Below are 23,771 nucleotides of genomic sequence, written 5' to 3'. Positions count from 1 at the left end.
TACTGCAGGGGGGACCCTGTGGGAGAGTAGGACGCCGCCGAACAATCATTGTGGGAAAGCCCCGCACCTTCTGGTGCGGGGCTTTTCTGCGTTTAGGGTTCGGTCATGGATATGGCGGATGTGGCCGAGGTGGCTACGCCGGTTACCTTGCTGATTCCCGTACCCGGCAGCCCTGGACCGGGCGACAGCTCCAACGGATATCGCGTTGACCTGCAGTGAGACGGGCGTTTGGATTCGGTGCATGGAACAGCATGTGATCCGGCCCGTGCGGGCCGACGAATGGCAGAAGGTCAAGGAACTGCGGCTGGCCGCGCTGAGTGATCCGGCGGCGCCCGTGGCGTTCCTGGAGACCGTTGAGGAGGCCGCTGCCAAGCCCGACGGGTTCTGGCAGGACCGGGCGGCCGGGGCGGCGGAGGGCGTGCACGTGCGGCAGTTCGTCGCCGAGGCGCCTGACGGGCAGTGGGACGGGTCCGTCACCGTGTTCATCGAGGCCGAAGGCGACCGTGACTTCCTCGAGCAGGTCATCGCGGCCGACCAGGGGCATGTCGTCGGGGTGTTCGTGCGTCCCGGGCAGCGGGGGAGCGGGCTGACCGACGCGCTGTTCGCGGCGGCCCTGGAGTGGGTGTGGGCGCGGGAGGAGCCGGTGCTGGACCGCGTACGGCTCTTCGTGCACGAGCACAACGAGCGGGCCGGCGGCTTCTACCGGCGGTTCGGGTTCAGGGCGAGCGGGCTGGTGATCCCCAAGCCGGGCGACCCGACCGCGAAGGAGCACGAGTACGTGATCGACCGCCCCTAGCGGGCGTCGGCGGGCCACTCCGGCCAGCGGGAGCGGGCCTGTTCGCGGCTGCGGCAGAGGGCTAGGAGGGGGAGGGCGTCGTCCTCCAGGAGGTCCGGGAGCCGGGGGACGGGGGCGACGGCCGCCACGTCCTCCAGGACCAGGGTCAGTGGTGGGTCGAGCCGGCCGTGGGATGACCGTGCGGCCATGCGGCGGCCGTGCTCGACCACGTCTGCGGCGAGGGCGGTGAGGAGGGGCATCGCACCCGGGTGGGTGCGGGGGTCCTCCAGGGGTTCACCCAGCACGTAGAGGGTGCCCCCTTCGGCGGCGAACGATGCCAGGGTGAGCGAATCCGTGCGGTTCGGTTTGCAGGCCTCGCGGATGTGGACCGAGGTCAGGCAGGACAGGGCGCGGGCCGTCAGCTGCTGGGCCTGGTCGCGGCGTTCGGGGTGGGCGGTGAGCGCGCTTTCGAGCTCGCCGGCGCTTCCGGGGGCCGCCTGGGGGTGGGTACGCAGGAGGCGTACGGGGTCCTGGGCGGCGGTGCCCTGGGCCCAGCGGGCCAGCTGCTTGAACGGGAGGCCGTCGAGGGCGGCGGCCTGCAGCCAGCTGCGCAGGAGGGTCTCGGCGGTGTCCGCGAGGGCGCCGTCCATGCGGGCCTGGGGGCGTACGGGGGCCAGCAGGGCGACCGCCCGGGCGGCGGCGGTGTCGCGGTCGGCGCAGCCGTCGGCGGGGTTCCAGTGCATGCGGGCCGGGGTGTCGCACAGGTGCGAGGGGTCGTAGAGGAGGACCGGGCCGAGCTTCGCCCGGGCGTCCTTGGTCTCCGCCCACAGGGCGGGGGAGGAGGTGACCACCAGGGCGGCGCCCTCCGCGGCCGAGAGGGCCTGGGCGGCGAGGCGGTGGCGTTCGGCCGGGTCGGCGTAGGCGAGGCGGGGGGCCGGGGCGGAGGCGGCGGGCCTCGCCGGGGCGTAGCCGAAGCCGTAGCGGTAGGCGTCCCCGGCCGGAGCCGGGGTGCTGCCGAGGGACGTGTACCGGGCCGGGGTCGGCTTCCGGGGCGGGGCGCCGGGTGCGGGTGCTGGTGCGGAGACCGGGGCGTGTGCGGCTGCGGCGGTTTCTGCCGGGGCGTGGGGCTGTGTCCGGGCCGGCCCGGGGATGGTGGCGCGGTCGGCGGCCGGGGCGTTGCCCGCGGCTGACGCCGGCGTCGAGGCGGGTTCCGGGCCCGGTGCGGAGGCCGGTGCCCGGTCGGGGAGTCGGCCCGGGGTGCGGGTGCGGCCCGCGCTCCGGCTCTCGTCCGGGGCGGGGGCCGGTGCCGCGTCGGCGCGGGGTGCGTCGGTTTCCGGGGCCTGGTCGTGGTGGTGCTTGGCTCGGGTGCGGCGGGCCTTCGTGCGGGCCACGACGCCCAGGGTGAAGATCGTGAGGACCAGCAGGACCAGGAGCTGGCTGATGAAGAGGCCCCAGAACAGGCCCCATCCGGAGAGCGCCGCGGGGTCCGTGTCGGGCCAGGCGCCGGGGATGTCGTGGGGTTGCGTTATCAGGGCGCGGACGGCCCCCGGGGTGCGGGTGAAGGTGACGTTGGACGGCCAGGAGCCCTTGGTGAAGAGGGCCGCGAGGCCGGTGGCGGACCAGACCAGGACGGCGAGGCCGAGGAGGAAGGCCAGGAGGCCGACGAGGACCCCGTCGGGGACGCCGCCGGCTCGGGCGGGGGGCTCCGTACGTCTCGCGTCGGGCATGGTCAGGCCACCGTGGTCGCTGATCCGGGGCCGGAGCCCCGCTGGCGTTCGATGTACAGGGCTCGTTCCTCCGCTTCGAGTTCGGCGGCCAGCAGGTCGTCGGGGAGCTGCTGGGGGGAGGAGGACTCGGTCATCGCGCGGTCGGTGTAGACGAGGGGGCGTTCGGTTTCGGTGATCAGGTGTTTGACGACCTGGACGTTGCCGTTGACGTCCCAGACGGCGATGCCGGGGGTGAGGGTCGGGATGATTTCGACCGCCCATCGGGGGAGGCCCAGGACGCGGCCCGTGGCGCGGGCTTCGTCCGCCTTCTGGGCGTAGATGGTGCGGGTCGAGGCCATCTTGAGGATGGCCGCGGCCTCGCGGGCCGCCGCGCCGTCGACGACGTCGGAGAGGTGGTGGACGACGGCGACGAAGGACAGGCCGAGGCGGCGGCCGAACTTCAGGAGGCGCTGGAAGAGCTGGGCGACGAAGGGGCTGTTGATGATGTGCCAGGCCTCTTCGACGAGGAAGATGCGCTTCTTGCGGTCCGGCCGGATCCAGGTGTGTTCCAGCCACACGCCGACGATCGCCATGAGGATGGGCATGGCGATGGAGTTGCGGTCGATGTGGGAGAGGTCGAAGACGATCAGCGGGGCGTCGAGGTCGATGCCGACCGTCGTGGGGCCGTCGAACATGCCGCGGAGGTCGCCGTCGACGAGGCGGTCGAGGACGAGGGCGACGTCGAGGCCCCAGGCCCGGACGTCGTCTATGTCGACGTTCATGGCCTGGGCGGATTCGGCTTCGGGGTGGCGGAGCTGTTCGACGATGTCGGTGAGGACGGGCTGGCGGTCCGTGATGGTGTCGACGACGTAGGCGTGGGCGACCTTGAGGGCGAAGCCGGAGCGTTCGTCGAGGCCGTGGCCCATGGCGACTTCGATGATGGTGCGGAGCAGCGCGAGCTGTCCGGTCGTGGTGATCGCCGGGTCGAGGGGGTTGAGGCGGATCCCGTCGTCGTTGGCGGCGATGGGGTCCAGGCGGATGGGGGTTATCCCCAGCTGCTGGGCGATGAGGTTCCACTCGCCGACGCCGTCCTCGCCCTGGGCGTCGAGGACGACGACCTGTCGGTCGCGGAAGCGGAGCTGGCGCAGGACGTAGGTCTTTTCGAGGGCTGATTTTCCGTTTCCGGATTCGCCCAGGACCAGCCAGTGGGGGGCCGGGAGCTGCTGGCCGTAGAGCTGGAAGGGGTCGTAGATGTAGCCCTTGCCGCTGTAGACCTCGCGGCCGATGATCACGCCGGAGTCGCCGAGGCCGGGGGCGGCGGTGGGCAGGTAGACGGCCTGGGCCTGGCCGGTGGAGGTGCGTACGGGCAGCCGGGTGGTCTCGACCTTGCCGAAGAGGAAGCTGGTGAAGGCGTCCGTCAGCGCGGACATGGGATCTCGCATGGCGGCTTTTCCCTTCCAGCTAGCGTCGGATGCCGGTGGCGAACGGCAAGGTGTTGACGAAGGCGCGGTGGTGCTCGCGGTCGCACCATTCGAGCTTCAGGTAGGACTTGCCGGCGGAGGCGCGGATGGTGCGCTTGTCGCGGGCGAGGGCTTCGGGTGAACGCGAGGACACCGTGATGTACCCGACGAGGTTGACTCCGGCAGCGCCGCTGGCGAGATCTTCACCCCTCTGGTCGAGGCGGCCGTGGGCGGCGATGTCCCGGGGGTCGACGGTTCGGTTCATCTTGGCGGCGCGGGAGGCGTCGGCTTCGTCGTTGGTCTTCTCGGTGAGCATGCGCTCGATGGCGATCTCGGTGGGTTCGAGGTCCATGGTGACGGCGACGGTGCGGATGACGTCCGGGGTGTGGACGAGGAGGGGGGCGAGGAAGTTCACGCCGACGGGGGTCATCGGCCACTCCTTCACCCAGGCGGTGGCGTGGCACCAGGGGGCTCGGGTGGAGGATTCGCGGGTCTTGGCCTGGAGGTAGGTGGGCTCCACGGCGTCGAGCTCTGCGGGCCAGGCATTGCGCTTGGTCATGGCCTGGATGTGGTCGATCGGGTGGTCCGGATCGTACATGGAGTGCACGAGGGAGGACAGGCGTCCCTGGCCGAGGGGCTGGCGGACGCGGATGTCGGCTTCGGCGAGGCGGGCGCAGATGTCGGTGAGCTCGCGGGCCATGACGATGGCGAGGCCGGCGTCGCGGTCGAGTTTGCGGCCCTTGGTGCTGCCGGCGCGGGCGATGGTGTTGGCCTCGGCGGCGAGCTCGCGGGTGTAGTGCATGCAGGCGACGAGGTAGGCGCGGTGCTGCTCCGAGGAGGTGGAGACCATCGACTGGAGCTGGTCGTAGGAGTCGCGCAGCCAGGTGGGGGCCGTGGTGTCTCCGCGCTGGGCGACGTCCTTGGCGTGGGCGTCGGGGTCGGCGGGGAGGGTGCGGGCGAGCATCTGGAGGCGGGTGACGAAGCCGTCGCCGTTGGCGACGTGCTTGAGGAGGGTGCCGAAGCGGTCGACGAGGGCTTCCTGGTCCTCGCTGTCGCGCAGGCCGACGCCGGGGCCTTCGATCTCGATGGCGGCCGTGACGGTTCTGCGGTCGGCGTGGAGGAGGACGGCGATCTCGTCGGGGCCGAAGGGGGCGGCGAGCCAGTTGATGCGGCCGATGCCGGGGGGCGGGCCGATCTCGACCTCGCGGCCGTCGGCGGCGCGGGTGCCGGCTTCGACGGCGCCGGAGCGGTAGGTGGTGCCGCGGCGCAGGGTGCGCTTGTAGCTGCGGCTGATCTCGAACCACCGGTAGAAGGTGCGGCCCTTGTAGGGGACGTACACGGCGGCGAGGGCGAGCAGCGGGAAGCCGACGAGGCTCACGATGCGGAGGGTGAGGTCGGGGACGAGCAGGCCGCTCATCATGCCGAAGAAGGCGCCGGTGATGATCAGTGCGATTTCGCCGGTTTCGCGGTTCTTGCCGACGATCGCGTTCGGCCGGGCCCGGCCGATGAGATACGTGCGGCGGGGCGCGACCGGGTGGAGCTGGTGGGACTGGGTCGTCAACGCCCGTCACCTCCTGTGTTCCTCGTACTCGAGCCAGTGCGGGGCGGGGGCGCGACGGAGGGGACACTTCCGCCGCCGGACCCGTTGCCGGAGCGGCGGCTGCTGTGGGCGGCCATGCCTCCGGAGATCTGGTTGGCGTCGCCGCCGCCGGAGCCGCCGCTCGCGCGGTGTGCGCCGCCGCGGCTGCTGTGGGTCTTGATGCCCTGGGAGACGAGGGAGGCCGGGGAGCTGATGACGGCTGCGGCCTGGGCGCCGTCGGTGGCCTGCTTGCGGTTGGAGCGGGCGGAGGCGATCTCGTCGCCGAAGCCGGGTACGAAGCGGTAGATCATCGCGGAGGCGAAGATCGCCAGGAGGATGATGGCGAGGCCGGAGACGACGGCGGAGAAGGCGTTGGGGCCCTTGTCGCCGGCGAGGGCGCCGGCGAGGCCGAGGACGATCACGATGACCGGCTTCACGAGGATGACGGCGATCATGATGCCGGCCCAGCGGCGGACGTGGCCCCACATGTTGCGGTCGACGAGTCCGGCGTAGACGACGGTGCCGAGGAGGGCGCCGACGTAGAGGAGGGCGGCGCGGATGACGAGCTCCAGCCAGAGGACGCCGGCGGCGAGGACGGTGACGAGGGCGACGACGATCAGCATGATCGGGCCGCCGCCGATGTCGTCGCCCTTTTTGAGGGCCTCGGAGAAGGAGCCGAAGAAGACGTCGGTCTGGCTGCCGGTGGCGGAGGCGATGACCTCGGTGATGCCGTCGGTGGCGGAGACGACGGTGTAGAGGATCAGGGGGGTGAAGGCGGAGGCGAGGACGGTCAGCCAGAGGAAGCCGATGGCTTCGGAGAGGGCGGTGCTGAGGGGGACGCCGCGGATGGCGCGCTTGGCGACGGCCAGGAGCCAGAGGACGAGGGTCAGGACGGTGGAGGCGGCGAAGACGACGGCGTACTGCTGGAGGAAGGCGGCGTTGGTGAAGTCGACGTTGGCGGTGGACTTCACGGCTTCGCTGAGTTTGCCTACGATCCAGGCGGCGGCGTCGGCGCAGCCTTTTGCCAGGGAGGCGAGGGGGTTGATGGCGTCGGTGCCGGGGTCGCCCGGAGTCAGGCCGGTGCGCGGCGCGCCGCTGGACGCGGGGCCGTTGCCGTTCTCGCAGTAGTCCCTCGCGGGGGCCTTGATGAGTTCGCAGGGGTTGTTGCTGGCCTGCGGGGTTCCCGTGGGTGTCGCTCCGGGGGTTGCTCCGGGCGTCGCCTGGGTGCTGGGGGGCGGGGTCGGTGCGGCCATCGCACGGGTCGCGAGGAGCAGGAGGGTGGTGTGGACGGCTGCGACGGCGCCGGTGAGGGAGATGCCGCGGCGGATGTCAGCGCGCATAGGTGAGGCCTCCGAACTGCGACACGGCTGCGGACATGTCCTCGGCCGATGAGGCCATCTGGTCGCGGCCGACCGGGGTCGGGCCGTCCTTCTGCGTGAAGTTCGAGACCCACCAGTCGTTGTTGATCCACCGGAGTTCGAACGTGTATGTGTACCAGCCCTCGGAGACCGGGGTCTTGGATCCTTCGCCCGCGAGGCCGAAGAGGGACGAGGACCAGACGGAGACGGTTGCGGTGTCACCGTCGATCTTCTCGGTCTTGGTGCCGGCCGGGTTCGTGCGGGAGACGAACAGCATGCCCTTGGGCGCTTTGCCACCGGCTTCCAGGCCGATCCGTCCGAGGAACGCCGGGTCGGAGTAGAGCCGGTCGAGTTCGGCGAGGCGTGCCACTGCGGTGTCGGGCGTGTAGACGGCCTGGGCGATCGTCTTCCTGCGGGTGGCGTCGAACATGCCGTCGGAACCGAGCGCCACCGCGTAGTTGGCGGCCGCCGACTGGGCGCCCTGTTCGTCGTGGGCGAAGCCCTTGGGGATGCCGGCCGTTTTGGTGGTGACCGGGGTGGTGCCCGTGGGGGCCGTTGAGGTGGTGTCCGGGGCCTTGTCCGAGGTGGTGGTGTCCTGGGTGTCGCCCGAGCGGTTGGCGAAGGCGATGGCGGCGATGAGCAGGACGACGACCCCGACGACCGTGATGAGGCCGCGGGAGGAGCGGGGGGTGCGGCGGGGGCCGCCGTACGGGTCGGAGGGCGGGTCGGGGAGGCGGGTGCGGGTCTGGCCCGTGCCGCCGACCTCGGCGTGGCCGGTGCCGCCGCCGTACTGGTCGTCGTTGCTCATTGCGTGTCCGCCCCCTCCGCGTCGTACGACGGTAGCGCTCGTTCCCGCTCAGGCGCGGTGTGGTGATTCCTCATCAGGGTGCGGCCGGGTGCTGCGGTCCGGCTAGACGGCCATCCCGTAGACGATCGTGAAGAGGGTGCCGAGGGAGCCGATGATGAAGACTCCGGTGAGGCCGGCCACGATCAGGCCCTTGCCCTGTTCCGCGCTGAAGGTGTCGCGCAGGGCGGTCGCGCCGATGCGCTGCTTGGCGGCGCCCCAGATGGCGATGCCGAGGCAGAGGAGGATCGCTACGGCCATGACCACCTCGATCATGACCTTCGCTTCGTTGCCGAGACTGCCGAACGGCCCCCAGTTCGGGGCGATTCCGCCGATGATGGTGGTGATGTCGCCCTTTTCGGCTGCCAGGATCATGTAACTCACCGCCCCTGTATGGGTAGTTCCGGTAGCCCGTGCCCGACGGCAGGGGTCACGCCCTATCTTCGCTGATGAAACCGGCGCCGTCGCCGACTTGGCCGGTCTCTTTACCCGTTCTCTCGGCCCGCGCCCCGTATGCGCACCCTGAGCAGGTCACTCTGTGTATCACGGGGGGTGACCCCGGGCAATGATTGTCGGCCCGGTGTGCGCGGGGCCGTGTGAGGGGCGGCCGTTCGGGCTAATGGGGGGAGGCCGGGGCGGCGGGGGAGCGTACGGGGGCGTGAGGGGCGCACGGGTGCTGTGCGGGCGCCGGGGGCTGGGCCTTCCTGCCGGTGACGGGGTGTTACGCGGCCCAGTGGGCGGGGCGGGTGAGGTGCGGGGGGATGCGGGTGTCGGGGGTGCCCCGGGCGGCGTTGACCTGGGCCTGGGTGAGGAAGAGGGTGTCGCGCAGGTCGGCTCCGCGCAGGTCGGCGTCGCGGAAGTCCGTGCCGATCAGGTCGGCTCCGCGCAGGTCGGCGCGGCTGAGGTCGGCGGCGATCAGGTAGGCGCCGCGCAGGTTGGCTCCGCGGAGGTCGGCGCCGGAGAGGCGGGCGCCCATGAGGTCGGCGCCGCGGTGGTTCTTCTTGCGGCCGGGGGTCTTGGCGCGGACCAGCTCGCTCGTCTTGAGGAGGAGGGCGTTGACCTCCTGGCGCAGGGCGGGGACGTCGAGGGCGGTGAGGGTGGCGGCGTCGGCGCGGGTGAGGGCCTCGGTCTTGGCGAGGGCGGTGCGCAGGGCGGGGTGGACGGGGGCGGCCGCGGGGCGGGTGAGGGCTTCGGCGGTGTAGAAGAGCAGCTCGTGCAGCTGCCGCATGACGGGGAAGGCCTCGAACATCGCCTCGCGGGTCTCGGGGTGGGTGCGCCAGTCGCGTCCCTCGAAGGTGACCTGGGAGATCTGCTGTCCCGCGCCGAAGCAGTCGAAGACGGTGCAGCCCTGGAAGCCCTGGTCGCGCAGCCGGGTGTGGATGCCGCAGCGGAAGTCCTGCCGGAGGTTCTTGCAGGGGGTGCCGGCGGCCTTGTTCACGGCGAAGTCGGCGGACTTGGCGAAGGGCAGGGCGACGCAGCACAGGGCGAAGCAGTTCGAGCAGTCGGCCTGGAGGAGGGGGAGTGCGGTGGTGGACACCCCTTCATTGTCCCCGGAGTCCCTTGATCCGTGTGGCGGGGGCGGGGAGCATCGCGTGCATGACAGAAGTGATCGCAGTTGCCGTCATCACCCTGCTCGCCGTGATCAGTCCCGGTGCGGACTTCGCGATGGTGGTCAGGAACAGTTATCTGTACGGGCGCCCCACGGGTCTGTTCGCGGCGGCGGGGGTCGCGGCCGGGGTGCTGGTGCACGTGTCGTACACGATGCTCGGGGTGGGTCTGCTGATCGCCTCGTCGACCGCCCTGTTCACGGCGATCAAGCTGGCGGGCGCGGCGTACCTGGTGTGGATCGGGATCCGTACGTTCCGGGCGCGGGCGGAGCTGACGGTGGACCTGGAGTCGGGGCCGGCGCTGACGCGGGTGGGGGCGCTGCGGTCGGGGTTCCTGACGAACGTGCTGAATCCGAAGACGACGCTGTTCGTGGTGTCTACGTTCACGCAGGTGGTCGACCCGGGGACGTCCGGGTGGCAGCAGGCGGGGTACGGGCTGTTCATGGCGGCGGCGCACCTGGTGTGGTTCGGGGCGGTGGCGCTGTTCTTCTCCAACTCGCGGCTGCGGGAGCGGATGCTGAAGGCGCAGAAGGCGCTGAACCGGGCGATCGGGTCGGTGCTGGTGGGGCTGGGGGTCGGGCTGGGCTTCGCGCGCTGAGTCGTCGGGAGGGCTGGTGCCCGGGGTTACCTGTGGGTAACGTGCGGCGGCATGGATGCTGAAGACGGGTTCTACGAGCGGCTCGGCGAAGGCCGCTTCCTCGCCACCGAGGCGACGCGCGGGCCGTGGGACCCGGGCTCCCAGCACGCCGGGCCGCCGGCCGCCCTGCTCGGGCGGGCCGTCGAGGAGCGGCCGGGGGCGCGGGCCGACATGCGGATCGCCCGCATCACGTACGAGATCCTGCGCCCGGTGCCGATCGGGGAGCTGGAGGTGACCACCTCGGTGCTGCGGTCCGGGCGCGGCACGGAGGTGGTCGAGGCGGCGCTGGCCCCGGCGGGCGGGGCCCCGGTGATGCTGGCGCGGGCGCTGCGGATCCGGGTGGCCGGGGAGCCGGTGCCGGCGGTGGTCCCGGCGGCGGTGCTGCCGCCGCCGGGGGAGGTGGGGGTGACGCCGTTCTTCCCGGTGCCGTGGGAGACGGGCTACCACTCCTCGGTGGAGACCCGGTTCACGGAGGGCGCCTTCGTCGAGCCGGGGCCGGGGACCTGCTGGATGCGGATGCGGGTGCCGCTGGTGGCGGGGGAGGAGGTCCGGCCGCTGGACCGGGTGCTGGTGGCGGCCGACTCTGGGAACGGGATCAGCGCGGTGATGGACTTCGGCCGGTTCGTCTTCGTCAACGGCGACCTCACCGTCCACCTGCACCGCCATCCGGTGGGGGAGTGGGTGTGCGTGGAGGCCCGTACGAGCGTGGACGCGGCCGGGATCGGCCTCGCGGACTCCCGCCTGCACGACGAGAAGGGGCCGATCGGGCGGGGGGCGCAGAGCCTGTTCGTGGCCGAGCGCTGAGCCGTCCCACGTGCCGGCCGTGCATGTCACCGAGTCAACCCCCGTTCGGTTGCCGGGAGTCGGTATGGCAGGCTCGGGGGGATGGAGGCGCTCAGGGACACCGATCCCGCTCACATAGGCAGCCACGTGCTGCTTGCCCGGCTCGGGGCCGGTGGAATGGGGCAGGTCTACCTCGGGCGGTCGCCCGGCGGACGGCTCGTGGCCGTCAAGGTGGTGCGCGAGGAGATCACCGGGCATCCGGAGGCGCTGGCCCGTTTCCGGCGGGAGGCCCATACGGTGAGGGCCGTGCGGTCGGCGTACACGGCCAACCTGATCGACGCCTCGCTGGAGGCGGCTCCGTTCTGGCTGGCGACCGAGTACGTGGCGGGCCCCACGCTCGGTAATGCGATCGGCGCGCGCGGTGCGTTGCCCGTGCAGACGTGCCGGCGTCTGGGAGCGGCACTGGCCGAGGGCCTGGCGAGCGTCCACGCGTACGGGGTGACCCACCGGGACCTCAAGCCGCAGAACGTCATCCTCGGCGCGCAGGGGCCGCAGCTGATCGACTTCGGCATCGCGCGCGGGGTCGGCGCGACGGCCCTCACGCAGGACGGTCAGGCGCCGGGCACCCCTGGGTACACCGCCCCGGAGGTGCTGCTCGGGGGCGAGACCGGAGCCGCGGCCGATGTGTTCGCGCTCGGTGCGACGCTCGCGTACGCGGCTACCGGCCGCCCGCCGTTCGGGACCGGGGTGGCCTCGACCGTGGGCTACCGGGCGGTGCACGAGCCGGTCGACGTGGCCGGCGTGGAGCCGGGCCTGGCGGCGCTGATCGAGGCCTGCGTGGCGAAGGATCCGGCCGAGAGGCCGGATCCTTCGGAGGTCATACGGCGGTGCGGAGTGCGGGACGCGCTGGTGGACGACCCCGTGTACACGGCGCTGCTGGCGCTCGGGGAGCCGGTGCCGCTGCACGAGATGCGTACGCAGGGCCCGGGGTACCCGTACGTACCGACGCAGTCTGCAGCCACAGTGGCGGCGGCGCGTCGTGCGGGTCGTCCTGCGGTGTGGGCCGCCGCTGGAGTGGCGGTGCTCGCCGCACTCGCGCTGGCTGCCTGGAAGCTCCTTCCGCTCGACGGCGCCGGCGGCCAGGGGGAGCAGGCCCGGGGTGGCTCCAAGGGCGTCACGGGCTCGCCCGCGCAGAGCCCGGCGGCCCCGGCCTCCGGTGGTGGAGCGTCCACGCCCGGCGCGCCCAAGCCCCCGGCCGAGTACATCGAGGGCAACCAGATCTCGCACTACTTCTGGAAGCCCTCGGCGGATCCGGCCCTGGCCGTCCATGGAGTGGGCCTGTGCAACATCTCGGCGGACAAGAAGCCGCCCGGCGCCGACATGCAGACGTCCGCCAAGGTCACGGGCGACTCGGTGACCATCGAGATGCGGATCAAGTACGCGGAGATGAGCCCGACCAAGCACGAGCCGTACTACGTGTCGGTGGCCGTCAGGGCCCCCCATGACCTGGACAGGTCGGGCAAGCCGTTCAAGGTGGACAACAAGGCGGTCGGGTTCACGAGCAAGCCGATCGACATCTACGGGAACTGGCCCTCCGGGGAGTTCCTGACCCTCAAGTACCCGGACGACTTCGCGGATCACATCAACGGCAAGACGTACCCCGCCGTGCCCCTGACGAACGACCCGGGGGACTGGACGCTGGTCTTCTATCACGTCGAGGATGACCCCCAGAAGTACGAGAGCATCAACTGCTCGGGCTTCCGAGTGGGGTAGTCCGGTCAACGACACGGGCAGTTCGCACGTGAAAGCGGATGGGATGGGGGAGTGTTGACGGATGCGCAGATTCTGGATGGTCGGGGGGATCGGGTTCGGGCTCTGTCTGGGCTTCCTCGTGCTCATCGTGGTGGGGACCTACTCGGCCGCGGCCGGCCTCGTGGGCGGTGCGGCCGGGCGGCCGCTCGGGCTCGCCAAGGGCGCGGTGCCGCAGCAGTACCAGGGTCTCGTGCAGAAGTGGGGCACGCTGTGTCCCGCGCTCACACCCGCGTTGCTGGCGGCCCAGCTCTACTCGGAGAGCGGCTGGGACCCGCGTGCGGTCAGTCCGGCGGACGCCCGTGGGATCGCGCAGTTCATTCCGGGCACTTGGGCGGGCCACGGGATCGACGGTGACGGTGACGGGGACCGGGACATCTGGGATCCCAACGATGCGATCCCGTCGGCCGCCTCGTACGACTGCCAGTTGGCCAAGGACGTCGCGCGTGTTCCGGGTGACGCGACGTCGAACATGTTCGCGGCCTACAACGCGGGCGCGTACGCGGTCATCAAGTACGGCGGGGTGCCTCCGTACAAGGAGACCCAGGGGTACGTGAAGTCGATCACCGACCTGGCGAAGAGTTTCGAACGGCCCGTCGGCAGGGTCGCGCCCGCCCAGCAGGCCGCCGGGGCCGTGTACTTCGCGCAGAAGCAGCTCGGGACGCCGTACCTGTGGGGTGGGGACGGGACGGCCGCGGACAACGGGCGGTTCGACTGTTCCGGGCTGACCAAGGCGGCGTACGAGAGCGTCGGCATCGAGCTGCCGCGCGTGGCGACCGACCAGTACAACGCCGGGTCGCATCCCTCCCGAGCGGAACTCCTTCCCGGCGACCTGGTGTTCTTCTCCGATGATCTGACGAACTCTCGGGCGATCCGGCACGTCGGGCTGTACGTGGGCGGCGGTTACATGATCAACGCTCCGTTCACCGGCGCCGTCATCCGCTTCGACAAGATCGACACCCCTGACTACTTCGGGGCGACCCGGGTGACCAAGGAGGGCGCCGAAGCCCTTCCGGAGCGGTCCGGGTCAACTTCCAAGCCCTAGCGACTCTCTGTGAAGCGCAGGCCCTGAGCTGCGGTGATGAGTCTCTCTTGGATAACGTTGGAGTGATCATTCGGTGGAGAGTGGAACGTCCCAGGCAGAACGGGCGTTCCATGGACACGGGGGGTCGATCGGCTGGGGGGCTGAAGGGGGCGCACGCCGTCGTGCGCCCGCAGGGGACCTAGGCAGGCAAGGGGCCGTGGCGCATGGCTGGACTCACGACCGGTGGGCCGAACGTGGATGTCAGCCTGCTGTACGGCATCAACTCCCTCTCCCGGCACGCCCCCGGCTGGTTCGACCGGGCCGTGGTCTTCGCCGGGTCGTACGGACTGCCGCTGGCCATGGTCCTGCTCGTGCTCTGGTGCTGGCGCGGCGCCCGGCGGCAGGACGAGGCGGCCGCCGCCGAGTCGTTCGCCGCGCTCGTGTGGGCCCCCCTCGCCGCCGCCGTCGCCCTCCTCGTGAACGTCCCGCTGCGCGGATTCGTCGCCCGGCCGCGGCCGTTCCTCCAGCACGACGGCCTCGAAGTGCTCGGCGGCGCGGGCGCGCCCGGCTCCGGGTTCTCCTTCGTCAGCGACCACGCCACCCTCGGCATGGCCCTCGCCGTCGGGGTGTTCCTCGTCAACCGCCGGCTCGGGCTCGTCGGGATCGGGCTGGCGCTCGCCGAGGGGCTGTGCCGGGTGTACCTCGGCGTCCACTACCCCACCGACGTCATCGGCGGCTTCGCGCTCGGCACCGCCGTCGTCCTGCTCCTCGCCCCCCTCGCCATGGCGGCGCTCGCCCCGGTGGTCAGGGCCGTCGCCCGCTCGCCCCGCTTCGGAGTGCTCGTACGGGCCCGCGAGCGCGTGGTGGCCCGCCCCGTCGAGCTGGCGCAGCGTCCGGCCGAGAGCGACCTCGCCGCGTAGGCCGTCTCTTCCGGATCTTGCTCCCCCAGCTACCGCTGGGAGGTGCCCCCAGACCCGCGCCGCCCGGCACCGCACCTCGCCGCGTTGGCGGAGCACCCGAGTACGTCCAGTACAAGGGCGCCCCGCCAACGCGCCGATGCACGGCACCGGACGACGCGGGCTTAACCGGCAAGATCCGAAAGAGACGGCCTAGCCCTCACCGGCGGCTCACGGGTTCCAGAGCGCCAGCAGCAGCGCCACCAGCAGGCACAGGCCCGCCGCGCCGAAGCACAGCCGCACCGCCGTCGGCCGGGACCGCGGGGTCACGGGTCGCCGCCCTCGCCGCCCCCGCCCGGATGCTCCGTCTGCGTACCGTCGCGGCGGTAGCGGGAACGCAGCCACAGCCCGGTCGCCACGGCGGCCGCGGCGGTGGCCCCGATGGCCAGCGCCACGTCGGCCGGCCCGTCCGCCGAGCCCACCGGGCGGGCCCAGGCCGCCGCGGCCGGGGTGAGCACGAGCAGCAGCGCCCAGCAGAGGGCGGCGAGGGAGCGTGCGGTACCTGGCATGGAACCAGCGCAACCGCTCCCCGGGCCCCCGGCCAGCCGGGACGTCCGAACGGAGGACGGGAGAGGACAGGGAGAGGGCAGGGAGAGGGCAGGAGGGGGGCTAGCCCGCGGGGTGTCTGCCCGCGTCCTTGCGGGCCAGGTCACGGGAGCGGCGGGCCGGCCCCGTCCAGCCGCAGCTGCACACGGCCAGGCAGAACGAGCCGCGTTCCGCGGTGCTGGTGGAGTGGCCGACGGACGGCTGAGCCGGTTCCGCGCGGTCTCGCGGGTCGGGCACAGAGGTAAGCGGAGCGACCGGGGTCGCCTTGGTGTGCGGATCCACGACTCCACGGTACCGGGGTCCGGCCGCGTCCGGTACGGGCCCCGGAACTCGACGGCCCGTTACGGGAAACCCCGGACCTCGTTAACCGGAGCGGGTGGGGGCCTCGGGCAAACAGCGGTCACGCGTTGGGGGTTGGCAGGCGATGGTGGTGCACGAGCACAGGCGACGGAGAAGGCGTGCGGGTGAGGCGGTGCTCGCCGTCTGTGCGGCGGTGGCCGTGGCGGCGCTCAGCGCGTGCGGCGCGGCGAGCGGCACGGGCACCGACGGCGGCAGCGGCCCGGGCGGCGGGAGCAAGAAGGGCGCCCGCGACGACCGGCCGCCGGGCGACCCGGCCGCCGCGGTCCGCGGCGCCGCCGACGCGCTGACCGCCGCCGGGAGCGCGCAGACCCGTACGGCCATGGAGATGGCCACCGGCGGCACCCGGGTGACCATCCGGGGCGAGGGCGGGGTCGACTTCCGCAAGCGGATGGGCCAGCTGCTGGTGATGCTCCCCGCCGACGTGAAGGGGCAGCCCGAGCACCGGCCCATCACCGAGCTGCTCATCCCCGGCGCGCTCTACATGAAGAACCGGGGCGCCGGAGTCCCCGACGACAAGTGGGTCCGCCTCGACACCACCACCCTCTCCGACGGGAACCTCGTCACCGGCGGCGCCACCGACCCGGTGGCCGCGGCCGAGCTGCTGCGGGGCGCGCAGGAGGTCACGTACGTCGGCGAGACCGACCTGGCCGGCACCAAGGTCCGCCACTACCGGGGTACGACGGACATCGCGCGGGCCGCGCAGAGCGCCTCGCCGGGCATCAAGGGAGCCCTGGAGGCGGCGGCGAAAGGGTTCAGCAAGGACAGCGTCCCCTTCGACGCCTACCTCGACGAAGAGGGGCGGCTGCGCAAGGTCCGGCACCGCTTCACCTACGTCAAGAATGGCGTGATCGATGTCTCCTCGACCACGCTGCTCTACGGGTTCGGGACCCCGGTGACCGTCGTATTGCCCCCAAGCGGGGACATTTACGCCGGGAAGATCGCCGAATAGCCGACCGGGCGGGCTGAAGCGGTGCCTCCGGGCCATGGCGCCGCTATCCGGAAATGGTCCATCCGTGTCATGTGCGGAGCGGGGCCCGCTCCCTAGGCTGGGATGCCGAGCGCCGACGGGCGAGGACGGCAGAGAGAGGTGACACGCGTGACTCCCGCAGGCGGCATGACGGTGCAGGACCACGTGGCGCTCGCCGAGATCGAGCTGTGCGGTGAGCTGATCATCGCGGCCTCGGCGGCGGCCGAGGACCGGCTGAGCCAGGACCGGATCGACGAAGTGCTGATGAGCGTCTGCCCGTAGGAGCGACGCGGGCGCTCCCCCGGGGCTGCGCCCCCGGACGGCGTCCGGGGGGCCGGCGGGGAGACGGGTCCGGTCCTCAGCTGCGCAGCAGGCGGGCGATGGCCTTCGTGGCCTCCTCCACCTTCGCGTCGATCTCGGTGCCGCCCTTGACCGCGGCGTCCGCGACGCAGTGGCGCAGGTGCTCCTCCAGCAGCTGGAGGGCGAAGGACTGGAGGGCCTTCGTACTGGCCGAGACCTGCGTGAGTATGTCGATGCAGTACACGTCCTCGTCGACGAGGCGCTGGAGTCCGCGGATCTGGCCCTCGATCCGGCGCAGTCGCTTGAGGTGCTCGTCCTTCTGGTGGTGGTAGCCGTGGACGGCTCCGGAGCCCTCCGCCTCGATGGTGGTCATCGGTCCTCCCGTGGTCCGGAAAGAGGGGTTATACCCCTCATGGGTATAGGGTACTTCGCCCAGGCCGGGGGGACAGGGGTCCGTGATGCCCACTCTGCCTGATGGAGGACACTGGGGAACCGCCGGTTAGCCGTGGCCGGGGGATGCGCCTAGCATCAGCCTGACCGAATCCAATGCACCCCGAGGACCTCACGTGCGATTTCGTCTGACCCCCAGGGAGACGAGCTTCTACGACATGTTCGCCGCATCCGCGGACAACATCGTCACGGGCTCCAAGCTCCTGATGGAACTGCTCGGAGCGGATCCCTCCGCCCGGGCCGAGATCGCGGAGCGGATGCGGGCGGCGGAGCACGCGGGCGACGACGCCACTCACGCGATCTTCCACCAGCTGAACTCGTCCTTCATCACGCCGTTCGACCGCGAGGACATCTACAGCCTCGCCTCCTCGCTCGACGACATCATGGACTTCATGGAGGAAGCGGTCGACCTGGTCGTCCTCTACAACGTGGAGGAGCTGCCCAAGGGCGTCGAGCAGCAGATCGAGGTGCTGGCGCGCGCGGCCGAGCTGACCGCCGAGGCCATGCCGCACCTGCGGACGATGGAGAACCTCACCGAGTACTGGATCGAGGTCAACCGTCTGGAGAACCAGGCCGACCAGATCCACCGCAAGCTGCTCGCCCAGCTCTTCAACGGCAAGTACGACGCCATCGAGGTGCTGAAGCTCAAGCAGATCGTCGACGTCCTCGAAGAGGCCGCCGACGCGTTCGAGCACGTCGCGAACACGGTGGAGACCATCGCCGTCAAGGAGTCCTGAACCTCGTGGACACCTTTGCGCTGGTCGTGACCATCGGTGTCGCGCTCGGCTTCACGTATACGAACGGCTTCCACGACTCGGCGAACGCCATCGCGACCTCCGTCTCGACGCGGGCCCTGACGCCGCGCGCGGCGCTGGCGATGGCCGCCGTGATGAACCTGGCCGGTGCCTTCCTCGGCAGCGGGGTGGCCAAGACGGTCAGTGAGGGCCTGATCGAGACGCCGCACGGCAACAAGGGCATGTGGATCCTGTTCGCGGCCCTGATCGGCGCGATCGTCTGGAACCTGATCACCTGGTACTTCGGTCTGCCCTCGTCCTCCTCGCACGCCCTGTTCGGCGGCATGGTGGGCGCGGCGCTGGCCGGCGGGACCGATGTGATCTGGTCGGGCGTGGTCGAGAAGGTCGTCATCCCGATGTTCGTCTCGCCCGTCGTCGGCCTGGTGGTCGGCTACCTGGTGATGGTCGTCATCCTGTGGATGTTCCGGCGGGCCAACCCGCACAAGGCCAAGCGCGGCTTCCGCATCGCGCAGACGGTCTCGGCGGCGGGCATGGCGCTCGGCCACGGTCTGCAGGACGCCCAGAAGACGATGGGCATCGTGGTGATGGCCCTGGTCATCGCGGACGTGGAGTCGGCCGGCGACCCGATCCCGGTGTGGGTGAAGATCGCCTGTGCCGTGATGCTGTCGCTGGGTACGTACGCGGGCGGCTGGCGCATCATGCGCACGCTCGGCCGCAAGATCATCGAGCTGGACCCGCCGCAGGGCTTCGCGGCGGAGACCACCGGTGCCTCGATCATGTTCGGCTCGGCGTTCCTCTTCCACGCGCCGATCTCCACCACCCACGTGATCACCTCGGCGATCATGGGCGTGGGCGCGACCAAGCGGGTGAACGCGGTCCGCTGGGGCGTCGCGAAGAACATCATCCTGGGCTGGTTCATCACGATGCCGGCGGCGGCGCTGGTGGCGGCGGTCAGCTTCTGGATCGTGAACCTGGCGTTCGTCTGAGCGCGGATGTGAAAGCGGGCCGGCTCCCCCCACCCAGGGGGAGCCGGCCCTTTTCTTTCGCCCTGCGGTGGCACCGCCATGCAGCACCGCAGGACGTCCAGGCGGGGTCCGGTGTTTAGCCGAAGCGGCCCGAGATGTAGTCCTCGGTCGCCTGGACGGACGGGTTGGAGAAGATCCGGTCCGTGTCGTCGATCTCGATCAGCTTTCCGGGCTGGCCGACGGCGGCGAGGTTGAAGAAGGCGGTGCGGTCGGAGACGCGGGCCGCCTGCTGCATGTTGTGGGTCACGATGACGATCGTGAAGCGCTCCTTCAGCTCCCCGATCAGGTCCTCGATGGCGAGGGTGGAGATCGGGTCGAGCGCGGAGCAGGGCTCGTCCATCAGCAGGACCTGCGGCTCGACCGCGATGGCGCGGGCGATGCACAGACGCTGCTGCTGGCCGCCGGAGAGGCCGGAGCCCGGCTTGTTCAGGCGGTCCTTGACCTCGTTCCAGAGGTTGGCGCCCTTGAGGGACCGCTCCACGATGTCCGTCAGCTCGGACTTCTTGTAGCTGCCGTTCAGGCGCAGGCCCGCCGCCACGTTGTCGAAGATCGACATGGTGGGGAAGGGGTTCGGGCGCTGGAAGACCATGCCGACCGTGCGGCGGACCGCGACCGGGTCCACGCCGGGGCCGTACAGGTTCTCGTCGTCCAGCAGCACCTTGCCCTCGACGCGGCCGCCGGGGGTGACCTCGTGCATGCGGTTCAGGGTGCGCAGGAAGGTGGACTTGCCGCAGCCGGAGGGGCCGATGAAGGCCGTCACGGAGCGGGGTTCCACGGTCATCGAGATGTCATCGATGGCCTTGTGGCTGCCGTAGAAGGCGGAGAGGCCGCTGACGTCGATTCGCTTGGCCATGAGGGGTCACTTCGCTTTCATGTGGTCACCGCGGCGGAGCCGCTAATGGGCTCGCTCTTAGCGACCGGTCTTCGGGGCCTTCCAGCGGGCTATGCCGCGGGCCACCAGATTGAGGATCATGACGAAGGCGATCAGGACGAGCGCTGCGGCCCATGCCCGGTCGTAGGAGGCTTCACTGCCGACCTTGTACTGCTCCCAGATGTAGAGGGGGAGCGAGGACTGGGCGCCTTCGAAGGGGTTGCCGTTGATCAGCTGGGTGCCGAAGACCAGCAGCATGATCGGTGCGGTCTCGCCGGCGATGCGGGCGATGGCCAGCATGACGCCGGTCGCGATGCCGCCGATGGCGGTGGGGAGCACGACCTTGAGGATCACGCGCCACTTCGGCACGCCGAGGGCGAGGGCGGCCTCGCGCAGCTCGTTCGGGACGAGCTTGAGCATCTCCTCGGTGGAGCGGACCACGACGGGCATCATCAGGATCGACAGGGCCATCGAGCCGGCGAAGCCGGAGGGGCCGAAGCCGAGCGCCAGGTTCCAGGTCGTGAGGATGAACAGGCCCGCGACGATGGAGGGGATGCCGGTCATGACGTCGACGAAGAAGGTCACGGCCTTGGCGAGGCGGCCCTTGCCGTACTCGACCAGGTAGACGGCGGTCAGCAGGCCGATGGGCGCGGCGATCAGGGTGGCCAGGGCGACCTGCTCGATGGTGCCGAGCAGCGCGTGGTAGACGCCGCCGCCCTGCTCGAAGCTGGTGACGCCGTTCATCGAGTGGCTGAGGAAGTCGCCGTCGAGGGCCTTGATGCCGCGGCTGATCGTGGTCCAGATCAGCGAGAGCAGCGGGATGACCGCGAGGACGAAGCAGACCCACACGAGGGAGGTCGCGACGCGGTCCTTGGCCTGGCGGCGGTTCTCGACGACCGCGCTGGAGGCGTACGTGATCCCGACGAACAGCAGGGCGGCGATCAGGCCCCACTGGACCTTGCTGTGCAGGTCGAAGACGAGGCCGATGACGCTGCCGAGCACGGCGGAGGCGACGGCGGTGCCGGCCGGTGCCCAGCGGGGCAGGCCGCCGCGGGTCAGGCCGGCGGGGGAGGAGGACTTGCGGGCCCGGACGGGGCGCTGGTCCTGGACTGCGTGGCTCATCAGGCGTTCGCCCCCGAGAAGTCCTTGCGACGGGCGATGATCAGGCGGGCTGCGCCGTTGACCAGCAGGGTGAGCAGGAAGAGGACCAGGCCGGAGGCGATCAGCGCGTCACGGCCGAACTCGTTGGCCTCGTCGAACTTCGCGGCGATGTTCTGGGCGAAGGTGCCGCCACCCGGGTTCAGGACGTGCAGCGAGATGAGGAAGCTCGGGGAGAGGACGGTGGCCACGGCCATGGTCTCGCCGAGCGCGCGGCCGAGGCCGAGCATGGAGGCGGAGATGACGCCGGAGCGGCCGAAGGGCAGCACCGACATCCGGATGACCTCCCAGCGGGTCGCGCCGAGGGCCAGGGCGGCCTCCTCGTTCATGCGCGGGACCTGGAGGAAGACCTCGCGGCTGACGCTGGTCACGATCGGCAGGATCATGATCGCGAGCAGGATGCCGACGGTGAAGAGCGAGCGGGCGACGCCGACCTGGGTCTTGTCGAAGACGTAGGTCCAGCCGAGGTACTCGTCGAGCCAGAGGTTCAGCCCGTTCAGCTGCGGCACCAGGAAGAGGGCGCCCCAGATGCCGTAGATGATCGACGGCACGGCGGCCAGCAGGTCGACCACGTACGCGAGGGGCGCGGCCAGCTTGCGCGGCGCGTAGTGCGAGATGAACAGGGCGATGCCGACGGCGATCGGGACCGCGATGGCCATCGCGATGATCGAGCTGACGACGGTGCCGAAGAGGAGGACGGCGATGCCGAAGACGGGCGGGTTGGCCGACGCGTTCCAGTCGAAGGTGGTGAGGAAGTTGCCCTCGTTCTTCGACAGCGCGAGCGAGGCGCGGTAGGTGAGGAAGACGGCGATCGACGCCATGATCACCAGGAGCAGGACGCCGGAGCCCTTGGCGAGGCCGGCGAAGATCTTGTCACCGGCACGGCCGGTGGACCTCGCGCTCTTGGAGACCGGCGGAGCCGGTTCTATGCGGGTGGGTGTGGTGGAAGCCATGGTCTTTCCGGTCTCTGTGGGGGGCGGGCCCCCTGGCGGCGGTGCACCGGATTTCCCCCGGGTGGTGGGGGAGGGCCCCGGGCCCCGGGCCGATCGGTGGGATCGGCCCGGGCCGGGAGTGGTGGGACTAGGCGAGCGACTTGATGGCTTCGCGGACCTTGGTGTTGATCTCGGCCGGGATCGGCGCGTAGCCGTTCTCGGTGAGGACCTTCTGGCCCGCGTCGGAGGCGGTGTACTCGAGGAAGGACTTCACGGTGCCGAGGGTCTCGGCCTTGTTGCCCTTGTCGCAGACGACCTCGTAGGTGACCAGGACGATCGGGTACGCGCCCTCGGCCTTGGTGGTGTAGTCGAGCTTCAGGGCCAGGTCGGAGCCGGTGCCGGCGATCTTGGCGGCGGCGATGGCCTTGGAGGCGTTCTCCGGGGTGGCCTTGACCGGGGCGCCGGCGCCGGTGTTGACGTCGACGGTCTTGATGCTCTGCGAGGTGGCGTAGGAGAGCTCGAAGTAGCCGATCGCGCCGTCGACGGCCTTGACCTGGGAGGCGACACCGGCGGAGCCGGACGCGGCCTGGCCACCGGGGGCCGGCCACTTCTTCGCGGCCTCGTAGGTCCAGGCGTCAGGGGCGGCGGCCTTGAGGTACTTGCCGAGGTTCTCGGTGGTGCCGGAGTCCTCGGAGCGGTGGAAGGCCTGGATGGCGGTGGAGGGAAGCGTGACGCCGGGGTTCAGCTTCTTGATCGCCTCGTCGTCCCACTTCTTGATCTTGTCGTTGAAGATGTTCGCGAGGGTCGCGGCGTCCAGGTTCAGCTTGTCCACGCCGGAGACGTTGAAGCCGATGGCGATCGGGCCGCCGACCATCGGCAGGTTGATGCCCTGGCCGCCGGTGCAGATCTTCTTCGAGTCCTCGACCTGCTCGGGCTTCAGCGCCGAGTCCGAGCCGGCGAAACCGACGGTGCCCTGGTTGAAGGCGACGATGCCCTCACCGGAGGAGGAGGACTTGTAGTTCACCTCGACGCCGGAGCAGGCGGCCATGTAGTTCTTCACCCACAGGTCCACCGCGTTCTTCTGCGCGGAGGAGCCGGAGGCGAGGAGCTTGCCCTTGGCGCCTTCGCACTTGATGTCGCCGGGCGCCGGGGCCGAGGCCTTGGTGGTGCCGTCGGCGCCGGTCTTCGTGTTGTCGTCCGAGCCGCACGCCGTGAGGACCAGGGCGCCGGACACGACGAGGGCCCCGAGGGCGGAGGCACGAAGCCGGTTCTTGCGCTGAAGCTTCACTTTCGGGTGTTCCTTCCGAGGAGCCGCCGGCCGCTTTCTGGTTCGGGGCGGCGTGCGAAGAGGACTACGGGCTGCTGTGGTGCGGCGCCGTGTTTTCCCGATCGGCTCGCACCGTGCGCTACCGAAATTAGGCAGAACAGGTGAAGCGGTCGACCGCGCTTGGTGAACGGGGGGTGAACCATGGCGGACGGCCCGGTGCGGATGGGGTGGTTTGTACCTGGGCGCAATCGGGCGTTATCCGCCCGTTATGCCGCCGTTACCCTCTCGGGGCCGTTGCGCCGGCCGTTGCCCTGGCCGGGCGGGGTGGCCGGTTTTCGCCGGTTCCCCGGGCGCGTGCCGCCCCGTCCAGCGTCTCAGACGTGGGCGGGCGGCGCCGGGCGTGCCGCTGCGCGGTGCGGGGTCCCCTACCCGCCCTTCCACCGTTCCCCGGGGCTCCGCCCCGGACCCCGGTGCGCTCAAACGCCGCGCGGGCTGGATATCCAGCCCCGCCGGCGTTTGAGGCGCGGGGGTGGGGGGGGCGGAGCCCCCGCAGGGGGTCCGGGCGCAGCCCGGGGAACGGGCGAAGGGCGGGTAGGGGACCT

Annotated in this window: 24 protein-coding genes; 10 read left to right on the top strand and 14 right to left on the bottom strand. The window is 71.0% G+C overall.

The genetic code is table 11. From position 1 onward, the window contains the following. Positions 1-241: 241 nt before the first annotated feature. Positions 242-796: a GNAT family N-acetyltransferase gene (locus AC07A6_RS38875; protein ID WP_478780259.1), complete on the top strand. Its 555-nt coding sequence runs from the start codon at positions 242-244 to the stop codon at positions 794-796. Here the strand turns inward: AC07A6_RS38875 and AC07A6_RS38870 are convergent. The 7 genes from AC07A6_RS38870 to AC07A6_RS38840 all read right to left on the bottom strand — a co-directional run bounded on the left by AC07A6_RS38870 (position 793) and on the right by AC07A6_RS38840 (position 9,259). After that, complete coding sequence (locus tag AC07A6_RS38870) at positions 793-2,502, bottom strand: type VI secretion protein (protein WP_478780258.1); 1,710 nt, start codon at positions 2,500-2,502, stop codon at positions 793-795. The genes AC07A6_RS38875 and AC07A6_RS38870 overlap by 4 nt on opposite strands. A gap of 2 nt (positions 2,503-2,504) precedes the next feature. Beyond that, on the bottom strand, positions 2,505-3,923 hold the full coding sequence (locus AC07A6_RS38865) for an ATP-binding protein (RefSeq protein ID WP_362457922.1): 1,419 nt from the start codon (positions 3,921-3,923) through the stop codon (positions 2,505-2,507). A 19-nt stretch (positions 3,924-3,942) separates the two neighbouring features. Continuing rightward, positions 3,943-5,502 carry an SCO6880 family protein gene (locus tag AC07A6_RS38860; RefSeq protein WP_362457919.1) on the bottom strand — a complete coding sequence of 520 codons (1,560 nt, stop codon included), beginning with the start codon at positions 5,500-5,502 and terminating at the stop codon, positions 3,943-3,945. Continuing rightward, positions 5,499-6,860, bottom strand: coding sequence for a hypothetical protein (locus tag AC07A6_RS38855; RefSeq protein ID WP_478780257.1), 1,362 nt, complete (start codon positions 6,858-6,860; stop codon positions 5,499-5,501). The genes AC07A6_RS38860 and AC07A6_RS38855 overlap by 4 nt, the downstream gene beginning before the upstream one ends. After that, entirely contained in the window at positions 6,850-7,686 is an 837-nt protein-coding gene (locus AC07A6_RS38850; protein WP_478780256.1) for a hypothetical protein, read from the bottom strand. The genes AC07A6_RS38855 and AC07A6_RS38850 overlap by 11 nt, the downstream gene beginning before the upstream one ends. Before the next feature lie 102 nt (positions 7,687-7,788). After that, the gene (locus AC07A6_RS38845) at positions 7,789-8,097 is read right to left on the bottom strand and encodes a hypothetical protein (RefSeq protein ID WP_008742356.1); all 309 of its coding nucleotides are present in this window, start codon (positions 8,095-8,097) and stop codon (positions 7,789-7,791) included. 346 nt (positions 8,098-8,443) lie between these two features. Next, entirely contained in the window at positions 8,444-9,259 is an 816-nt protein-coding gene (locus tag AC07A6_RS38840) for a pentapeptide repeat-containing protein (RefSeq protein ID WP_478780255.1), read from the bottom strand. A gap of 59 nt (positions 9,260-9,318) precedes the next feature. On the opposite strand from AC07A6_RS38840, the gene AC07A6_RS38835 reads away from it, so the two are divergent. The 5 genes from AC07A6_RS38835 to AC07A6_RS38815 all read left to right on the top strand — a co-directional run bounded on the left by AC07A6_RS38835 (position 9,319) and on the right by AC07A6_RS38815 (position 14,502). After that, complete coding sequence (locus AC07A6_RS38835) at positions 9,319-9,927, top strand: LysE family translocator (protein WP_362457907.1); 609 nt, start codon at positions 9,319-9,321, stop codon at positions 9,925-9,927. Positions 9,928-9,978: 51 nt separating this feature from the next. Then, positions 9,979-10,770, top strand: coding sequence for a thioesterase family protein (locus AC07A6_RS38830; RefSeq protein WP_386273831.1), 792 nt, complete (start codon positions 9,979-9,981; stop codon positions 10,768-10,770). Between the two features lie 81 nt (positions 10,771-10,851). Further along, positions 10,852-12,522: a serine/threonine-protein kinase gene (locus AC07A6_RS38825; protein ID WP_478780254.1), complete on the top strand. Its 1,671-nt coding sequence runs from the start codon at positions 10,852-10,854 to the stop codon at positions 12,520-12,522. Positions 12,523-12,583: 61 nt separating this feature from the next. Beyond that, positions 12,584-13,603 (top strand): C40 family peptidase, encoded by a 1,020-nt coding sequence (locus AC07A6_RS38820; protein ID WP_478780253.1) that lies wholly within the window; start codon positions 12,584-12,586, stop codon positions 13,601-13,603. Positions 13,604-13,806: 203 nt separating this feature from the next. Beyond that, a complete protein-coding gene (locus AC07A6_RS38815) occupies positions 13,807-14,502 on the top strand; it encodes a phosphatase PAP2 family protein (RefSeq protein WP_362457895.1) in 696 nt (231 codons plus the stop codon). A gap of 302 nt (positions 14,503-14,804) precedes the next feature. On the opposite strand, the gene AC07A6_RS38810 is transcribed toward AC07A6_RS38815, so the two are convergent. Both AC07A6_RS38810 and AC07A6_RS38805 read right to left on the bottom strand, forming a co-directional pair. After that, positions 14,805-15,047, bottom strand: a complete 243-nt coding sequence (locus tag AC07A6_RS38810) for a hypothetical protein (protein ID WP_478780252.1) — start codon at positions 15,045-15,047, stop codon at positions 14,805-14,807. Between the two features lie 100 nt (positions 15,048-15,147). Then, the gene (locus tag AC07A6_RS38805) at positions 15,148-15,321 is read right to left on the bottom strand and encodes a hypothetical protein (protein WP_478780251.1); all 174 of its coding nucleotides are present in this window, start codon (positions 15,319-15,321) and stop codon (positions 15,148-15,150) included. A gap of 187 nt (positions 15,322-15,508) precedes the next feature. Between AC07A6_RS38805 and AC07A6_RS38800 the strand changes: the two genes are divergently transcribed. Both AC07A6_RS38800 and AC07A6_RS38795 read left to right on the top strand, forming a co-directional pair. Next, positions 15,509-16,393 carry an SCO4651 family lipoprotein gene (locus AC07A6_RS38800; RefSeq protein ID WP_478780250.1) on the top strand — a complete coding sequence of 295 codons (885 nt, stop codon included), beginning with the start codon at positions 15,509-15,511 and terminating at the stop codon, positions 16,391-16,393. A 147-nt stretch (positions 16,394-16,540) separates the two neighbouring features. After that, on the top strand, positions 16,541-16,693 hold the full coding sequence (locus tag AC07A6_RS38795; protein WP_362457947.1) for a hypothetical protein: 153 nt from the start codon (positions 16,541-16,543) through the stop codon (positions 16,691-16,693). A 76-nt stretch (positions 16,694-16,769) separates the two neighbouring features. Here AC07A6_RS38795 and AC07A6_RS38790 read toward each other — a convergent pair whose 3' ends face one another. Then, positions 16,770-17,084 (bottom strand): metal-sensitive transcriptional regulator, encoded by a 315-nt coding sequence (locus AC07A6_RS38790; protein WP_042801353.1) that lies wholly within the window; start codon positions 17,082-17,084, stop codon positions 16,770-16,772. A 193-nt stretch (positions 17,085-17,277) separates the two neighbouring features. Here AC07A6_RS38790 and AC07A6_RS38785 point away from each other — a divergent pair, with 193 nt between their 5' ends. Together AC07A6_RS38785 and AC07A6_RS38780 are read left to right on the top strand one after the other, a co-directional pair. Continuing rightward, a complete protein-coding gene (locus AC07A6_RS38785) occupies positions 17,278-17,898 on the top strand; it encodes a DUF47 domain-containing protein (RefSeq protein WP_007265452.1) in 621 nt (206 codons plus the stop codon). 5 nt (positions 17,899-17,903) lie between these two features. Continuing rightward, complete coding sequence (locus tag AC07A6_RS38780; RefSeq protein ID WP_385763232.1) at positions 17,904-18,902, top strand: inorganic phosphate transporter; 999 nt, start codon at positions 17,904-17,906, stop codon at positions 18,900-18,902. A 115-nt stretch (positions 18,903-19,017) separates the two neighbouring features. Here AC07A6_RS38780 and pstB read toward each other — a convergent pair whose 3' ends face one another. The 4 genes from pstB to pstS all read right to left on the bottom strand — a co-directional run bounded on the left by pstB (position 19,018) and on the right by pstS (position 23,190). Continuing rightward, positions 19,018-19,794 carry a phosphate ABC transporter ATP-binding protein PstB gene (gene pstB / locus AC07A6_RS38775; protein WP_125818757.1) on the bottom strand — a complete coding sequence of 259 codons (777 nt, stop codon included), beginning with the start codon at positions 19,792-19,794 and terminating at the stop codon, positions 19,018-19,020. A gap of 57 nt (positions 19,795-19,851) precedes the next feature. Then, positions 19,852-20,934, bottom strand: a complete 1,083-nt coding sequence (gene pstA / locus AC07A6_RS38770) for a phosphate ABC transporter permease PstA (RefSeq protein ID WP_362457878.1) — start codon at positions 20,932-20,934, stop codon at positions 19,852-19,854. Continuing rightward, positions 20,934-21,923 (bottom strand): phosphate ABC transporter permease subunit PstC, encoded by a 990-nt coding sequence (pstC, locus tag AC07A6_RS38765; RefSeq protein ID WP_362457875.1) that lies wholly within the window; start codon positions 21,921-21,923, stop codon positions 20,934-20,936. Before pstC ends, pstA begins: the two co-directional genes overlap by 1 nt. Before the next feature lie 127 nt (positions 21,924-22,050). Continuing rightward, a complete protein-coding gene (gene pstS / locus AC07A6_RS38760) occupies positions 22,051-23,190 on the bottom strand; it encodes a phosphate ABC transporter substrate-binding protein PstS (RefSeq protein WP_362457872.1) in 1,140 nt (379 codons plus the stop codon). Positions 23,191-23,771 lie beyond the last annotated feature (581 nt).

Source organism: Streptomyces sp. NPDC044002 (assembly GCF_056434525.1).
Note: the sequence above shows the minus strand (reverse complement) of the source record. Positions and strands in the feature narration are given on the sequence as shown.

Bases quoted from the DNA above. Each gene is read 5' to 3' on its own strand.
- AC07A6_RS38850 (WP_478780256.1), bottom strand. From the start codon at position 7,686: ATGAGCAACGACGACCAGTACGGCGGCGGCACCGGCCACGCCGAGGTC.
- AC07A6_RS38845 (WP_008742356.1), bottom strand. From the start codon at position 8,097: ATGATCCTGGCAGCCGAAAAGGGCGACATCACCACCATCATCGGCGGA.
- AC07A6_RS38835 (WP_362457907.1), top strand. From the start codon at position 9,319: ATGACAGAAGTGATCGCAGTTGCCGTCATCACCCTGCTCGCCGTGATC.
- AC07A6_RS38790 (WP_042801353.1), bottom strand. From the start codon at position 17,084: ATGACCACCATCGAGGCGGAGGGCTCCGGAGCCGTCCACGGCTACCAC.
- AC07A6_RS38825 (WP_478780254.1), top strand. From the start codon at position 10,852: ATGGAGGCGCTCAGGGACACCGATCCCGCTCACATAGGCAGCCACGTG.
- pstC (WP_362457875.1), bottom strand. From the start codon at position 21,923: ATGGCTTCCACCACACCCACCCGCATAGAACCGGCTCCGCCGGTCTCC.
- pstA (WP_362457878.1), bottom strand. From the start codon at position 20,934: ATGAGCCACGCAGTCCAGGACCAGCGCCCCGTCCGGGCCCGCAAGTCC.
- AC07A6_RS38830 (WP_386273831.1), top strand. From the start codon at position 9,979: ATGGATGCTGAAGACGGGTTCTACGAGCGGCTCGGCGAAGGCCGCTTC.
- pstB (WP_125818757.1), bottom strand. From the start codon at position 19,794: ATGGCCAAGCGAATCGACGTCAGCGGCCTCTCCGCCTTCTACGGCAGC.
- AC07A6_RS38855 (WP_478780257.1), bottom strand. From the start codon at position 6,860: ATGCGCGCTGACATCCGCCGCGGCATCTCCCTCACCGGCGCCGTCGCA.
- AC07A6_RS38865 (WP_362457922.1), bottom strand. From the start codon at position 3,923: ATGCGAGATCCCATGTCCGCGCTGACGGACGCCTTCACCAGCTTCCTC.
- AC07A6_RS38800 (WP_478780250.1), top strand. From the start codon at position 15,509: ATGGTGGTGCACGAGCACAGGCGACGGAGAAGGCGTGCGGGTGAGGCG.
- AC07A6_RS38815 (WP_362457895.1), top strand. From the start codon at position 13,807: ATGGCTGGACTCACGACCGGTGGGCCGAACGTGGATGTCAGCCTGCTG.
- AC07A6_RS38870 (WP_478780258.1), bottom strand. From the start codon at position 2,502: ATGCCCGACGCGAGACGTACGGAGCCCCCCGCCCGAGCCGGCGGCGTC.
- AC07A6_RS38820 (WP_478780253.1), top strand. From the start codon at position 12,584: ATGCGCAGATTCTGGATGGTCGGGGGGATCGGGTTCGGGCTCTGTCTG.
- AC07A6_RS38875 (WP_478780259.1), top strand. From the start codon at position 242: ATGGAACAGCATGTGATCCGGCCCGTGCGGGCCGACGAATGGCAGAAG.
- AC07A6_RS38810 (WP_478780252.1), bottom strand. From the start codon at position 15,047: ATGCCAGGTACCGCACGCTCCCTCGCCGCCCTCTGCTGGGCGCTGCTG.